Annotated in this window: 13 protein-coding genes, 1 rRNA gene and 1 riboswitch; of the genes, 12 read left to right on the forward strand and 2 right to left on the reverse strand. The window is 70.2% G+C overall.

Annotation, left to right across the window (positions count from 1 at the left end; all coding sequences use genetic code 11):
* From rrf to ACIHCX_RS14270, 11 genes are all read left to right on the forward strand, one after another.
* Positions 1 to 95 (forward strand): 5S ribosomal RNA (gene rrf, locus ACIHCX_RS14220); the annotation flags it as partial.
* A gap of 109 nt (positions 96 to 204) precedes the next feature.
* A complete protein-coding gene (locus ACIHCX_RS14225; protein ID WP_400029245.1) occupies positions 205 to 813 on the forward strand; it encodes a CDP-alcohol phosphatidyltransferase family protein in 609 nt (202 codons plus the stop codon).
* A 117-nt stretch (positions 814 to 930) separates the two neighbouring features.
* On the forward strand, positions 931 to 3,426 hold the full coding sequence (locus tag ACIHCX_RS14230; RefSeq protein ID WP_400029246.1) for a sugar phosphate nucleotidyltransferase: 2,496 nt from the start codon (positions 931 to 933) through the stop codon (positions 3,424 to 3,426).
* Positions 3,427 to 3,584: 158 nt separating this feature from the next.
* On the forward strand, positions 3,585 to 4,478 hold the full coding sequence (locus ACIHCX_RS14235) for a DUF881 domain-containing protein (RefSeq protein WP_400029247.1): 894 nt from the start codon (positions 3,585 to 3,587) through the stop codon (positions 4,476 to 4,478).
* On the forward strand, positions 4,475 to 4,807 hold the full coding sequence (locus ACIHCX_RS14240; protein WP_003988855.1) for a small basic family protein: 333 nt from the start codon (positions 4,475 to 4,477) through the stop codon (positions 4,805 to 4,807). The genes ACIHCX_RS14235 and ACIHCX_RS14240 overlap by 4 nt, the downstream gene beginning before the upstream one ends.
* A 5-nt stretch (positions 4,808 to 4,812) precedes the next feature.
* Positions 4,813 to 5,682, forward strand: coding sequence for a DUF881 domain-containing protein (locus ACIHCX_RS14245; protein WP_400029248.1), 870 nt, complete (start codon positions 4,813 to 4,815; stop codon positions 5,680 to 5,682).
* Between the two features lie 130 nt (positions 5,683 to 5,812).
* Positions 5,813 to 6,673, forward strand: a complete 861-nt coding sequence (locus ACIHCX_RS14250; protein WP_400029249.1) for an FHA domain-containing protein — start codon at positions 5,813 to 5,815, stop codon at positions 6,671 to 6,673.
* A gap of 17 nt (positions 6,674 to 6,690) precedes the next feature.
* Entirely contained in the window at positions 6,691 to 7,428 is a 738-nt protein-coding gene (locus ACIHCX_RS14255) for a MerR family transcriptional regulator (RefSeq protein WP_400029250.1), read from the forward strand.
* An 83-nt stretch (positions 7,429 to 7,511) separates the two neighbouring features.
* Positions 7,512 to 7,985, forward strand: coding sequence for a bifunctional nuclease family protein (locus ACIHCX_RS14260; protein ID WP_111002881.1), 474 nt, complete (start codon positions 7,512 to 7,514; stop codon positions 7,983 to 7,985).
* Between the two features lie 192 nt (positions 7,986 to 8,177).
* The gene (locus tag ACIHCX_RS14265; RefSeq protein WP_400029251.1) at positions 8,178 to 8,861 is read left to right on the forward strand and encodes a MerR family transcriptional regulator; all 684 of its coding nucleotides are present in this window, start codon (positions 8,178 to 8,180) and stop codon (positions 8,859 to 8,861) included.
* A gap of 315 nt (positions 8,862 to 9,176) precedes the next feature.
* Positions 9,177 to 10,637 (forward strand): DNA polymerase IV, encoded by a 1,461-nt coding sequence (locus ACIHCX_RS14270; protein ID WP_400029252.1) that lies wholly within the window; start codon positions 9,177 to 9,179, stop codon positions 10,635 to 10,637.
* Here the strand turns inward: ACIHCX_RS14270 and ACIHCX_RS14275 are convergent.
* On the reverse strand, positions 10,550 to 10,930 hold the full coding sequence (locus ACIHCX_RS14275) for a PRC-barrel domain-containing protein (protein WP_400029253.1): 381 nt from the start codon (positions 10,928 to 10,930) through the stop codon (positions 10,550 to 10,552). The genes ACIHCX_RS14270 and ACIHCX_RS14275 overlap by 88 nt on opposite strands.
* Positions 10,931 to 11,043: 113 nt before the next feature.
* A riboswitch (glycine riboswitch) is annotated at positions 11,044 to 11,138 on the forward strand.
* Positions 11,139 to 11,314: 176 nt separating this feature from the next.
* Here ACIHCX_RS14275 and gcvP point away from each other — a divergent pair.
* A complete protein-coding gene (gene gcvP / locus ACIHCX_RS14280) occupies positions 11,315 to 14,200 on the forward strand; it encodes an aminomethyl-transferring glycine dehydrogenase (RefSeq protein ID WP_400029254.1) in 2,886 nt (961 codons plus the stop codon).
* 66 nt (positions 14,201 to 14,266) lie between these two features.
* Here the strand turns inward: gcvP and ACIHCX_RS14285 are convergent, their stop codons facing one another.
* Positions 14,267 to 14,686, reverse strand: coding sequence for a molybdopterin-binding protein (locus ACIHCX_RS14285; RefSeq protein WP_400029255.1), 420 nt, complete (start codon positions 14,684 to 14,686; stop codon positions 14,267 to 14,269).
* Between the last annotated feature and the right edge of the window lie 56 nt (positions 14,687 to 14,742).

The raw sequence follows: 14,742 nt of genomic DNA on the forward strand, positions 1-14,742 counted from the left end.
AAACGCCCGGTTACATTCCGAACCCGGAAGCTAAGCCTCACAGCGCCGATGGTACTGCAGGGGGGACCCTGTGGGAGAGTAGGACGCCGCCGAACTCCCTTTAGAGCTCCGGCTCCTGGGCAAACAGCCCGGGAGCCGGAGCTTTTTTGCGTTGGGGTAAAGTCAGGAGGCATCGTCGGTATCTTTCCCACAGGAGGCCCCCGGGTGGAGGTCCAGGAGACCCGTGTCCAGACAGACCGGGTCCTCACCATCCCGAACATCCTCAGCATGGCACGGCTCGTCGGCGTACCCCTCTTCCTGTGGCTGATCCTCCGGCCGGAGTTCGGTGGCCCCAAGAGCGACGGCTGGGCCCTGCTGGTGCTGGCGTTGAGCGGCGTCAGCGACTACCTCGACGGCAAGCTCGCCCGGCGCTGGAACCAGGTCAGCAACCTCGGCCGGCTGCTCGACCCCGCCGCGGACCGGCTCTACGTCCTCTCCACCCTCCTCGGTCTCACCTGGCGCGAGATTCTGCCGCTGTGGCTGACCGCTCTGCTCGTGGCGCGCGAATTGATGCTGCTGGTGGCCGTGGGTGTCCTCAGGCGGCACGGCTACCCACCGCCGCAGGTGAACTTCCTGGGGAAGGCGGCGACGTTCAACCTGATGTATGCGTTCCCCTTGTTGTTGCTCAGCGACGGCAGCGGATGGATCGCGTCACTCGCGGCCGTTTTCGGATGGGCGTTCGCAGGATGGGGTACAACGCTCTATTGGTGGGCAGGAGTCCTCTACGTGGTGCAAGTCCGCCGTCTGGTCCGTGCGGACGCCATGGCCGACTGAGTTCCCTCATCGAGGCAAGCCGCGGGGGCTCCGATGGCCCGCCTGGGAAAAGTGCGGGACAATCAGGACGGGTGCAGTCGGCTAGATCGTCGTCTCTTGGAGGAGGACGCTTCCGACATGAAGGCCGTCGTGATGGCCGGAGGCGAAGGCACGCGCCTTCGTCCGATGACCTCGAGCATGCCCAAGCCGCTCCTGCCGGTTGCCAACCGGCCGATCATGGAGCATGTACTGCGGCTGCTCAAAAGGCATGGGCTGAATGAGACCGTCGTCACAGTCCAGTTCCTGGCCTCGTTGGTCAAGAACTACTTCGGTGATGGTGAAGAGCTCGGAATGGAGCTCACCTATGCCAACGAGGAGAAGCCACTCGGAACCGCCGGAAGCGTCAAGAACGCCGAAGAGGCGTTGAAGGACGACGCGTTCCTCGTCATCTCCGGTGATGCCCTGACCGACTTCGATCTCACCCGGCTGATCGATTTCCACAAGGAAAAGGGCGCGATGGTGACCGTGTGTCTCACGCGCGTGCCCAATCCGCTGGAATTCGGAATCACCATCGTGGACGAAGAGGGCAGGGTCGAGCGCTTTCTGGAGAAGCCGACCTGGGGTCAGGTCTTCTCCGACACCGTGAACACGGGCATCTATGTGATGGAGCCCGAGGTGTTCAACTACGTCGACCCCGATGTTCCGGTCGACTGGTCCGGCGATGTCTTCCCGCAGCTGATGAAGGAAGGCAAGCCGATCTACGGCTATATCGCCGAGGGCTACTGGGAGGACGTCGGCACCCACGAGAGCTATGTGAAGGCGCAGGCCGACGTCCTGGAGGGCAAGGTCGACGTCGAGATCGACGGCTTCGAAATCTCCCCGGGAGTCTGGGTCGCCGAGGGCGCCGAGGTGCACCCGGACGCCGTGCTGCGCGGACCGCTCTACATCGGCGACTACGCCAAGGTGGAGGCGGGCGTCGAGATCCGCGAGCACACCGTCGTCGGGTCCAACGTCGTCGTGAAGAGCGGTGCCTTCCTGCACAAGGCCGTCGTGCACGACAACGTGTACATCGGGCAGCACAGCAACCTGCGCGGCTGTGTCGTCGGCAAGAACACCGACATCATGCGCGCCGCGCGGATCGAGGACGGCGCGGTCATCGGCGACGAGTGCCTGATCGGCGAAGAATCGATCGTGCAGGGCAACGTCCGGGTGTACCCGTTCAAGACCATCGAGGCCGGCGCCTTCGTCAACACCTCGGTCATCTGGGAGTCGCGTGGACAGGCGCACCTCTTCGGGGCCCGCGGAGTCTCCGGGATCCTGAACGTGGAGATCACCCCGGAACTCGCCGTGCGGCTCGCCGGCGCCTATGCGACCACGCTCAAGAAGGGCTCCACGGTCACCACGGCCCGCGACCACTCCCGGGGTGCCCGCGCGCTCAAGCGGGCCGTCATCTCGGCCCTCCAGGCCAGCGCCATCGACGTACGGGACCTGGAGAACGTGCCGCTGCCGGTCGCCCGGCAGCAGACCGCGCGGGGCAGCGCGGGCGGCATCATGATCCGGACCACGCCCGGGGTGCCCGACTCGGTCGACATCATGTTCTTCGACGGACAGGGCTCCGACCTGTCGCAGGGCAGCCAGCGCAAGCTGGACCGGGTCTTCGCGCGCCAGGAGTACCGGCGTGCGTTCCCGGGTGAGATCGGTGACCTGCACTTCCCGTCCAGCGTCTTCGACTCGTACACCGGTTCGCTGCTGCGCAACGTCGACACCACCGGGATCACCGAGTCGGGCCTCAAGGTCGTCGTGGACGCGTCGAACGGCAGCGCCGGACTTGTGCTGCCCAGCCTGCTCGGCAAGCTCGGTGTGGACTCGCTGACGATCAACCCCGGGCTGAACGAGTCCCGGCCGACGGAGACCGCCGACATGCGGCGCGCGGGTCTGGTGCGGCTCGGCGAGATCGTGGCGTCCTCCGGGGCCGCGTTCGGTGTGCGGTTCGACCCGGTGGGCGAGCGGCTGTCTCTCGTCGACGAGAGGGGCCACATCATCGAGGACGACCGGGCGCTGCTGGTGATGCTCGACCTCGTCGCAGCCGAGCGGCGCAGCGGCCGGGTCGCGCTGCCCGTCACGACCACGCGGATCGCCGAACAGGTGGCCGCCTACCACGGCACCCAGGTGGAGTGGACGACGACCTCCCCCGACGACCTCACCCGGGTCGGTGGCGAGGAGGGGACGATCTTCGGCGGCGACGGCAAGGGCGGGTTCATCGTCCCGGAGTTCAGCAGCGTCTACGACGGTACGGCGGCCTTCGTACGGCTCATCGGGCTGGTCGCGCGCACACAGCTCACGCTGAGCCAGATCGACGCCCGGATCCCGCGTGCGCACGTCCTCAGGCGCGATCTGGCGACCCCGTGGGCCGTCAAGGGCCTGGTGATGCGCCGGGTCGTCGAGGAGGCCGGAGACCGCTTCGTGGACACCACGGACGGTGTGCGGGTCGTGGAGACCGACGGCCGCTGGGTGATGGTCCTGCCCGACCCGGCCGAGGCCGTCACCCATCTGTGGGCCGAGGGACCCGACGACGCCTCCGCCCAGGCGCTGCTGGACGAGTGGGCGGCGGTCGTGGACAGCGCCGGCCGGTAGAGCGCCGGCGGGTGGAGCGCAGACCAGTAGAACCGGGCGTCGGACGGTAAAACGGACAGCACGCGCGCGTGCCGGACAAGTGTCCTCCAAGGGGGCCTGTCCGGCACGCCGGTGGGGCCATTCGGAGGTCATGGCCCGGTCGTGCGACGATGTGCGGCATGCCGCAGCATCCCCCCATTCGGAGCAACCCCGCGCGGCCCTCCCGACCGGACGCCTCCATGTCGTTGATCACCAACGTCATGGACCACAGCCTCGACGACGGTTACGCCGAGGCCGCGGCTCGGAAGAAGGCCGCGGGCGAGAGCGGCATGCCGAAAACCCTCAGGGCGAGGCTCGGCCTGGCGGGCGGGTTGGTGCTGGCCGCCCTCGTGGTGACCGTGGGAGCGGCGCAGGCACGTGTGGCGGCCCCGGTCGTCGCCAAGGAGCGCGAGGAACTGATCGACCGCATCGACCGGGAGACCGCGGCGGTCGACAAGCTCGAAGACACCGTCGACGAACTGCGCGACGACGTGGGCGCCAGGCAGCGGCAGGCGCTCCGGCACACCGGCGGCAACCCGCAGGCCGACCTGGTGACCCTGCTGGCGGGCGCCGGTGAGGTGCACGGCCCAGGTGTCAGGCTCGTGGTGGACGACGCCAAGGAGGCCGGCACGGACGGCGGCGATCCGCGCGGGACGTCGAGTTTCTCCGACACCGGCCGAGTGCGTGACCGGGACATGCAGCGGGTGGTGAACGGGCTGTGGCAGTCGGGTGCCGAGGCCGTCTCCATCAACGGGCAGCGGCTGACGGCCCTGTCGGCGATCAGGGCCGCGGGCGCCGCGATACTGGTCGACAACAAGCCGCTGGTACCGCCGTACACGGTGCTGGCCGTGGGGGACGGGAAGCGGCTCGGTGCCCGGTTCCAGGACAGCCCCGACGGGCTGTACCTCCAGGCCCTGAAGGACAACTACGGCATCCGGAGCAGCATCTCCGTGGAGAGCGACCTCCGGCTGGCCGCCGCACCGAGTGTGATCGTACGTACAGCACAGCCGAGCACTGAGAAGGGCACATCGTGATCGCCGTACTGGGCCTCGTCGTGGGAGTGGTGGCCGGCCTGTTGGTCCGGCCCGAGGTTCCGGCGGTCGTCGAGCCCTATCTCCCGATCGCCGTCGTCGCGGCGCTGGACGCCGTCTTCGGTGGCCTGCGGGCCATGCTGGACGGCATCTTCGACGACAAGGTCTTCGTCGTGTCGTTCCTGTCCAATGTGGTCGTGGCCGCGCTGATCGTCTTCCTGGGCGACAAGCTGGGCGTGGGCGCCCAGCTGTCCACGGGCGTCGTCGTCGTGCTCGGTATCCGCATCTTCTCCAATGCCGCGGCGATCCGACGGCACGTGTTCCGGGCGTGAGAGTGATGAGCCACCAGGACGAACAGCCCGGGAACGGGCCGCACGCCACCAGGCCCGAGCAGCAGCGGCTGCGCCAGGAGTTGCCCGAGGAGGTGCCCGCGCGGGCGGTCGCCGGGGACGGCCCGAGCACCGAGGAGAGTTCCGGGCCCGCGCTGACCGGTCGCCGGCGACTGGTCCAGGGACTGTGGCCGCCGCGCTTCACCCGGGCCCAACTCGTCGTCGCCCTGCTGCTGTTCGGCCTCGGCTTCGGACTCGCCGTCCAGGTCGCCTCCAACAGCAGCGGTGACAACGCGCTGCGCGGCGCCCGGCAGGAGGATCTCGTCCGCATCCTCGATGAACTCGACGACCGCACTCAGCGTCTTGAGGATGAGAAGCAGGGTCTGGAGAAGCAGCGCCAGGAACTGGAGAACAGCTCGGACCAGGCTGAGGAGGCCCGCAGGCAGACGGCCGAGAAGGCGAAGCAACTCGGCATACTCGCGGGCACGGTGGCCGCGCAGGGACCCGGCATCACGATCACGATCGAGGACACGAAGAGGACGGTCCGGGCGGACATGCTGCTCGACGCGGTACAAGAGCTGCGCGCGGCCGGTGCCGAGGCGATCGAGGTGAACGGTGTGCGAGTGGTCGCGAACACTTATCTGACCGACTCGGGCAAGAGCGTGGACGTCGACGGGAACAAGATCAACACTCCGTATCGTTTCAAGGTCATCGGCAAGCCGCAGGACCTCGAACCGGCGCTCAACATTCCTGGAGGCGTGGTGCAGACCCTGGAGAAGGAGCAGGCCACCGTGACGATCGACCGTTCGGACAAGATCGTCGTGGACGCCTTGCGAGCGGCGAAGAGGCCTGACTACGCTCGGTCGTCCTCGCGGTGAACCGGTGGTGCATGGCAGTCGTCCGGCAGGGGCATGAGGTTGCGGGGGGTCGGCGCACCGATTGGGTGGTGCGTGGTGGAAACTGTCTGGTGGATACGGACGTTGTGAGGATGTCCGGGTCGACCGGTGTATGCAGTCAGGGTTCGTCCTGCCCCACGGGCGGGTCTGTTTCGGTCAAGGGGAATCGCCCGTGAAGTTGTTTGCGAAGTTGTTCGGCAAGAGCGCGCGAGAGGGCAGCGAGAACGCGACGGCCCGTCACCGCGCACAGCCTGACGCCGAGGGTCAGCGTCCGCTGTTCAGGGACCAGGTGGCCGGTCAGGGGGCGTCGTCGGTTGACCCTGCCCAGTCGGGCGGCATAGGTTTCGGGCAACCGTCGACCTCAGGTACGGCTGGAGGGTTCGCCGCCGGCCCGTACGCGTCCGATGCCCCCGCGGGGCAGCCGCGGCAGGAGGATCCGTCCATGTCGGCCCTGGTGTGTACGAGGTGCGGCAACCGCAACGCGGAGAACAGCCGCTTCTGCTCGAACTGCGGTGCGCCGCTGCGGTCCGGTGCGGTGCCGGAGCGCTCGTCGGAGACGACCTCGACGATCTCCATCTCCGGTCTGGAGGCCTACGACGCCGAGGCCACCGGCCAGACGCCGATGCTGTCTCCGGAGGCGCAGGCGGCCGTCGACGCGCTGCCCCTGGGCTCGGCCCTCCTGGTGGTGCGCCGCGGCCCGAACTCGGGCAGCCGCTTCCTCCTGGACGGCGAGCTGACCACGGCCGGGCGTCATCCGCAGAGCGACATCTTCCTGGACGACGTGACGGTCTCGCGTCGCCACGTGGAGTTCCGGCGCAGCCCGGACGGCTCGTTCACGGTGGCCGACGTCGGCAGTCTGAACGGCACGTACGTCAACCGGGAGCCGATCGACCAGGTCGCCCTGTCGAACGGTGACGAGGTGCAGATCGGCAAGTACCGGCTGGTCTTCTACTCGAGCCGGCAGGGCGTCTGACCTGTCAGGGAAGGTCCATGCGTCAATCACCGAGCGGCGGTGCCGAGCACGGCACCGCCGCCACGGACAGTGGGCTGAAGAGCATCGGCACGGTGCTGAACATGTTGCGCGACGAGTTCCCCGAGGTCACCGTCTCCAAGATCCGTTTCCTGGAGTCGGAGGGGCTCGTCGAGCCGCGGCGCACCCCCTCGGGGTACCGCAAGTTCAGCACCGACGACGTCGAGCGGTTGGCCCTGGTCCTGCGGATGCAGCGTGACCACTACCTGCCGTTGAAGGTGATTCGCGAGTACCTGGACGCCATGGAGCGCGGCGAGGCGGTCCACCTGCCGGCGGTCGGTCGGCAGCGGGACGGCGGATCCGTGCCCTCGCCGGCCGAGGCGCCGACGGGAGCCCGGATCGAGCGGGACGAGCTCCTCGCCGCCGCCGGTGTCGAGGAGGGGGAACTGCGTGAGTGGGAGTCGTACGGGCTGCTCACCCCGTTGGCGGACGGGGCCTACGGCGCCGAGGCGCTGACCGTGGCCTCGCTCGTCTCCGAGCTGGGGCGTTTCGGGATCGAGCCCCGGCACCTGCGGGTGATGAAGGCGGCCGCCGACCGGGAGGCCGGGCTCGTCGACCAGGTGGTGGCCCCCCTCAAGCGGCACCGCAATCCGCAGACCAGGGCACATGCGGAGGCCCGCGCCAAGGAGCTGGCGGAGCTCACGGTGCGGCTGCACACGGTGCTGGTGCACACCGCGCTCGGGCTGCGGCTGCCGTGAGCGGGCCCCCGGAGGCGGCCGGATCCTCCTCCCGTGCCCGGCCCGACTACCCAAACGTCCCGGGCACCGCCTAGGGTTGCTGTGTGAACGAGCTCGATGTCGTAGGTGTCCGGGTCGAGATGCCCTCCAACCAACCGATCGTGCTCCTGCGTGAAGTGGGAGGCGACCGGTACCTCCCCATCTGGATCGGGCCAGGGGAGGCGACGGCGATTGCCTTCGCCCAGCAGGGCATGGCCCCCGCCCGACCGCTGACCCACGACCTGTTCAAGGACGTGCTGGAGGCGGTCGGCCAGGAACTCACGGAAGTACGCATCACGGACCTGCGTGAAGGCGTCTTCTACGCCGAGCTGGTGTTCGCCAGCGGTGTCGAGGTGAGTGCCCGGCCGTCCGACGCCATAGCGCTGGCCCTGCGCACCGGGACGCCGATCTTCGGCAGTGACACGGTGCTCGACGACGCGGGCATCGCGATCCCGGACGAGCAGGAGGACGAGGTGGAGAAGTTCCGCGAGTTCCTCGACCAGATCTCGCCGGAGGACTTCGGCAGCAGCAGCCAGTGAAGCGCCCGTGTGAGCCGCCAGGAGACCGTCCCGCGGCCTCCCCCCGGGGCATTCGGATAGCCTTTCCCGGCGATGGGGTACGCGAAACCACTCTTAGGGTGATTATCACTCGGCGTGCCGAGTGTGGCGATCGTTGACGCACCCCTGGTGACTGCCTACCGTCGAGGAGGCAGGTCAAGGACGGAGGTCGGCGTGAGAAGCAGCGGCGACGGTACGGCTGGGGGTGACCCCGGACGCAATGCCGGGGGAAGCGGTCCGTACCCTCCCCCGGGCTCTCGGCTCCGCGCGAGCGGGGGGTATCCACCTCTCGGTGGTGCGGCCGGTCGTGCTCCGCAGCTACCGGCGGCGGTGCCGAGCAGCGGAGGGGCGGCGGCCATGGCAATCGAGCAGATCGGCTATCGCGGTCCGACGGCCTGCGCAGCCGCGGGCATCACCTATCGGCAGCTGGACTACTGGGCGCGCACGGGGCTGGTCGAGCCGAGCGTGCGGCCCGCCCAGGGATCCGGTACCCAGCGCCTCTACAGCTTCCGGGACGTCGTCGTTCTGAAGATCGTCAAGCGGTTCCTCGACACCGGCGTGTCGTTGCAGAACATCCGTACCGCCGTCCAGCACCTGCGCGAGTGCGGTTTCCGCGACCTGGAGCGGATGACGCTGATGAGCGACGGGGCCACGGTGTACGAGTGCACGTCGCCCGACGAGGTGCACGCTCTGCTCCAGGGGGGCCAGGGAATCTTCGGCATCGCCGTCGGCGTGGTGTGGCGCGACGTGGAGAACGCGCTGTCGCAGCTGCACGGCGAGCGCATCGACACGGGGGAGACGCTCGTGGGGCACAACCCGGGCGACGAACTCGCCCGGCGGCGCAACCGGGCCGTCTGAGCGGCCCCGGCTGCCCCGGCCGCCTCCGGTCACTCCCTCCCCGGCCACTGACCCGGCCCGATCCCGGCCCCGCCGGTCCGGCCCCTCCGGCCGGCCTGGCCTGTCCGTCCTCCGGCCTGTCTGACCCATCTGGCCTGCCGACCCGATTCGGCCCATCTGGCCTGCTCGGCCCGACCCCTCCGGCCCGATCCGGTCCGACCCGGCCCAGTCCGGCCCTCTGGGCCCGTGGACCGGCCTCGGGAGGCCGGGACGGTGCCGCCGGGACCGCGGGTGTTGGCGGTGGCGTTGTCAGTGGGGTGGTGCAGCATCGTAGATGTGAGAACCGCACCCACGATCCTCCACCTCGACATGGATGCCTTCTTCGCCTCCGCGGAGCAGGGCTCCAAGCCGAGCCTGCGCGGGAAGGCCGTGGTCGTGGGCGGGCTGGGACCGCGCGGAGTGGTCGCCACGGCGTCGTACGAGGCGCGTGTGTTCGGCGTCCACTCCGCGATGCCGATGGCCCAGGCGCGGCGGCTGGCGCCGAACGCCGCGTACCTCGTGCCGCGCTTCGCCTTCTACCGCTCCATCAGCGAGCGGGTGATGGGCCTGCTGCGGGCCCTGTCGCCGCTCGTGGAGCCACTGAGCCTGGACGAGGCGTTCGTGGACCTGGAGGCCGGGGGAGCTGCCTGGGACGCGGAATCCGCCCGGCTGGCGGGGACGAGACTGCGCGCCGAGATCCGCGCCGTCACGGGGCTCACGGGGTCCGTGGGGCTCGCCGCCTCCAAGATGCTCGCCAAGATCGGCTCCGAGCAGGCCAAGCCCGACGGGCTGGTGCTCATCGAGCCCGGCACCGAGCGGGCCCTGCTCGGTCCGCTGTCCGTGCGGACCCTGCCGGGCGTGGGCCCGGCCACGGGCGACCATCTGCGGCGGGCCGGGATCCACACCGTCGAGGAGCTCGCCGAGGCCGGTGAGGACGAGCTCGTCCGGCTGCTCGGCAAAGCGCACGGGCACGCGCTGCACGCGATGGCGCTGGCCCACGACGAGCGTCCCGTCGTCGCCGAGCGCGAGACGAAGTCGGTGTCCGTCGAGGACACCTACGACGTGGACATCCACGACCGCGTCCGGGTGGCCCTGGAGGTGCAGCGGCTGGCCGACCGGTGCGTGGGGCGGCTGCGCGGGGCCGGTCTGTCGGGGCGCACCATCGTGCTGAAGGTCCGCCGCTACGACTTCTCCACCCTCACCCGCTCCGAGACCCTGCGCGGGCCCACCGACGACCCCGCGGTGATACGGGAGGCGGCCGCCCGGCTGCTGGACTCCGTGGACACCACCGGCGGCGTACGGCTGCTGGGCGTGGGTGTGTCCGGGCTCGCCGACTACACCCAGGAGGACCTGTTCGCGCAGGCGGCGGGCGCGCAGGGCGTCGGTGCAGAGGTGGCGGGGCCCGCCGAGGAGCGGCCGCGGGAACCCGCCGAGCGGCAGCCGGAACCCACCGAGCGGCGGTGGCCGGCGGGCCATGACGTGCGACATGCGGGGTACGGCCACGGATGGGTGCAGGGCAGCGGCCTCGGCCGCGTCACCGTGCGCTTCGAGACCCCCGGCTCCGCGCCGGGCCGCGTGCGCACCTTCCTCGTGGACGACCCGGACCTGGAACCGGCCGAACCCCTTCCTCTGGTGCCTCTGGATCCTCCGGTTCCTCCAGCGCCTCCGGCTCAGCCCTCGTCCGGACCCGAGCCGGAGCCCGCCAGCTTGCCGAACTGGTGGTCGGGAACAGGGGGTGGGGCCACGTCGAGGCCGTAGTGGTGGTAGAGCTGCAGTTCCTGCTCAGGGGACAGATGTCGGCCCACGCCGAAGTCGGGAGCCTCCTTGATCAGGGAGCGGTCGAAGGGGACGTGCAGGGTGCCCTCGACGAGTTCGCTGGGCTCCAGGGGGACGAAGGCGTCCCGGGAGAACAGGCCGGTGCGTATCGCCGCCCACTCCGGCACGCCGGTCGCGTCGTCGAGGTAGACCTCGTCCACCGTGCCGATCTTGTGCCCGTTGCGGTCGAACGCCTTGCGGCCGATCAGGTTGCGCGGATCGATCTCCGTCTGCACTGTCCCTCCACGTGGTCGCAACTCATCCGTAACCCCTACGAAAGAGCACATTCTGCGAGGCGGCCACTCGAAGGCCCGTGCTGTTGCCCCGCTGGTAGGCTGGCAACGGCTGCTGACCCCGTGCGGGAGAGCCCTCCGGCACCGCCGGGGGCGCCGAAGGAGCAAATCCTCCCCGGAATCTCTCAGGCCCACGTACCGCACGGACGAGGTCACTCTGGAAAGCAGAGCGGGTGTCGACGGCTTCCGCTCTCACCGACGGTGAAAACCGGAAGCCCTCGGGTGGTCCGGTGAAGCTCTCAGGTTGAGATGACAGAGGGGGAGGCCGTCGGGGCACCCGCGCCGTGGTGTCCCTCGAAGGTCGTGTCAGACCAGGAGGCCTCCGCAATGACCGCCCAGCGCATCCCGCTCTCCGAGCTCGAACAGGGCATCCCCTTCGAACAGCGCCACATCGGGCCCGACCAGGAGGCGCGGGCCAAGATGCTCGCCCAGGTCGGCTACGGTTCGCTCGACGAGCTCACCGCCGCCGCGGTACCCGATGTGATCAAGAACGCCGACGCCCTCGACCTGCCCGGCGCCCGCACCGAGGCCGAGGTGCTGGCCGAGCTGCGCTCCCTCGCCGACCGCAACCAGGTCCTCGGCTCGATGATCGGACTCGGCTACTACGGGACGTTCACCCCGCCGGTCATCCTGCGCAACGTCATGGAGAACCCGGCCTGGTACACCGCCTACACCCCCTACCAGCCGGAGATCTCCCAGGGCCGCCTCGAGGCGCTGCTGAACTTCCAGACCGTCGTCGCCGACCTGACCGGTCTGCCGACCTCCGGCGCGTCCCTGCTCGACGAGGGCACCGCCGCGGCCGAGGCCATGGCGCTGTCCCGGCGCATGGGCAAGAACAAGAAGGGCCTGTTCCTGGTCGACGCGGACGCACTGCCGCAGACCGTCGCGGTCATCGAGACCCGTGCCGAGCCGAGCGGCGTCGAGGTCGTCGTCGCCGACCTCAGCGCGGGCATCCCCGCCGAGATCGCCGAGCGCGAGATCAACGGCGTGCTCCTCCAGTACCCGGGTGCCTCCGGCGCCGTGCGCGACCTGAAGCCCGTCATCGACCAGGCGCACGAGCTGGGCGCCCTGGTCACCGTCGCCGCCGACCTGCTCGCGCTCACCCTGCTGAAGTCGCCCGGCGAGCTCGGCGCGGACATCGCCGTCGGCACCACCCAGCGCTTCGGTGTGCCGATGGGCTTCGGCGGCCCGCACGCCGGCTACATGGCCGTGCACGAGAAGTACGCGCGCAGCCTGCCCGGCCGCCTGGTCGGCGTCTCCGTCGACGCCGACGGCAACAGGGCCTACCGCCTCGCCCTGCAGACCCGTGAGCAGCACATCCGCCGCGAGAAGGCGACCAGCAACATCTGCACCGCCCAGGTGCTGCTCGCCGTCATGGCCGGCATGTACGCGGTCTACCACGGCCCCGAGGGCCTCAGGGACATCGCGCGGCGCACCCACCGCTACGCCACGGTCCTCGCCGAGGGGCTGACGGCCGGCGGCTTCGAGGTCGCGCACCGCGCGTACTTCGACACGCTGACCGTCAAGGCGGAGGGACGTGCCGCCGAGGTCGTCGCCGCGGCCCGCGAGGGCGGCGTGAACCTGCGCCTCGTCGACGCCGACCACGTCTCGGTCGCCTGCGACGAGACCACCACCCGCGACCGGCTGCGCACCGTGTGGGCGGCCTTCGGCGTCGGGGGCGACATCGAGGCGCTGGACGCGGCCGCCGAGGACGCGCTGCCCGAGGCGCTGCTGCGCGCCGACGCCTACCTCACCCACCCCGTCTTCCACCAGTACCGGTCCGAGACCGCGATGCTGCGCTATCTGCGGCGGCTGGCCGACCGCGACTACGCGCTCGACCGCGGCATGATCCCGCTGGGCTCGTGCACCATGAAGCTCAACGCGACGACCGAGATGGAGCCGGTCACCTGGCCGGAGTTCGGGCAGCTGCACCCCTTCGTGCCCGCCGAGCAGGCGCAGGGCTACCTCACCCTCATCCGTGAGCTGGAGGAGCGCCTCGCCGAGGTCACCGGCTACGACAAGGTCTCCCTCCAGCCGAACGCCGGTTCCCAGGGCGAGCTGGCCGGCCTGCTCGCCGTGCGCGGCTACCACCGTGCCAACGGCGACGAGCAGCGCACCATCTGCCTCATCCCGTCCTCCGCGCACGGCACCAACGCCGCCAGCGCCGTGATGGCCGGCATGAAGGTCGTCGTGGTCAAGACCGCCGAGGACGGCGAGGTCGACGTCGAGGACCTGCGGGCGAAGATCGAGCAGTACCGCGAGCAGCTGGCCGTGCTGATGATCACCTACCCGTCCACGCACGGCGTGTTCGAGGAGCACGTCGCCGACATCTGCGCGCAGGTCCACGAGGCCGGCGGTCAGGTGTACGTCGACGGGGCCAACCTCAACGCCCTGGTGGGCCTCGCCAAGCCGGGCCACTTCGGCGGCGACGTCTCCCACCTCAACCTGCACAAGACGTTCTGCATCCCGCACGGCGGCGGCGGTCCCGGTGTCGGCCCGGTCGGCGTGCGGGCCCACCTGGCGCCGTACCTGCCCAACCACCCGCTCCAGCCCGACGCGGGCCCGGAGACCGGGGTCGGCCCGATCTCGGCCGCGCCGTGGGGCTCGGCCGGCATCCTGCCGATCTCGTGGGCCTACGTCCGCCTCATGGGCGGCGAGGGCCTCAAGCGGGCCACGCAGGTCGCGGTGCTCAGCGCCAACTACGTCGCCAAGCGGCTCGAGCCGCACTACCCGGTGCTCTACACCGGTCCCGGCGGCCTGGTCGCCCACGAGTGCATCATCGACCTGCGCCCGCTGACCAAGGAGACCGGGGTGAGCGTGGACGACGTGGCCAAGCGGCTGATCGACTACGGCTTCCACGCGCCGACGATGTCGTTCCCGGTGGCCGGCACGCTGATGATCGAGCCGACCGAGTCCGAGGACCTGGCCGAGCTGGACCGGTTCTGCGATGCGATGATCGCGATCCGCGCCGAGATCGAGAAGGTCGGTTCCGGCCAGTGGCCCGCGGACGACAACCCGCTGCACGGCGCCCCGCACACCGCCGCCGCGCTCGGCGGGGAGTGGGAGCACGGCTACACCCGTGAGGAGGCCGTCTTCCCGGCCGGGGTCTCGGCTGCCGACAAGTACTGGCCGCCGGTGCGCCGCATCGACCAGGCCTTCGGCGACCGCAACCTCGTCTGCTCCTGCCCGCCGCTGGACGCGTACGAGGACTGAGCGAGCAAAGGGCTCACGGGGCTCCCGTCCGACCCGGGCGGGGGCCCCGCGGTTCTTCCCGCCGTGTCACACGGTGGCCAGGCAGACCTCGGTCGACTTGATCAGGGCGGTGACGCGCATGCCCTCCGTCAGGCCGAGTTCCGTGGCGGCGTCCCTGGTGATCGCGGCGGTCAGCTCGCCGCCTTCCACACCGACCCGGACGGACGCCATGGCCGCGCCGAGGGCGATCCGGGTGACGGTGCCCGGCAGCCGGTTGCGGATGGACAGGCCCTCGACCGGCCCGGTGGCCAGGGACACCTCCGTCGACTTCACCAGGGCGCGCACGGTGCTGCCCTCGGTCAGACGCAGGTCCTCGACGGCGTCCCGGGTGATCGCGGAGGTGAGCTGTCCGCCGCCGTCCAGGCGCACGTGGACGAGGGCCATCGCCTCGCCGGGGGTGACGGCGGTGACCGTGCCGGGCAACTGGTTGCGCATGCTCAGGCTCATGGACGTGCCTCGCGGTGGGTGGGGGACGTGGTGATCAACCCCACCGTAGGGCGGCC

It is taken from the genome of Streptomyces sp. NPDC052043, assembly GCF_044548235.1.
GTDB lineage: Bacteria > Actinomycetota > Actinomycetes > Streptomycetales > Streptomycetaceae > Streptomyces.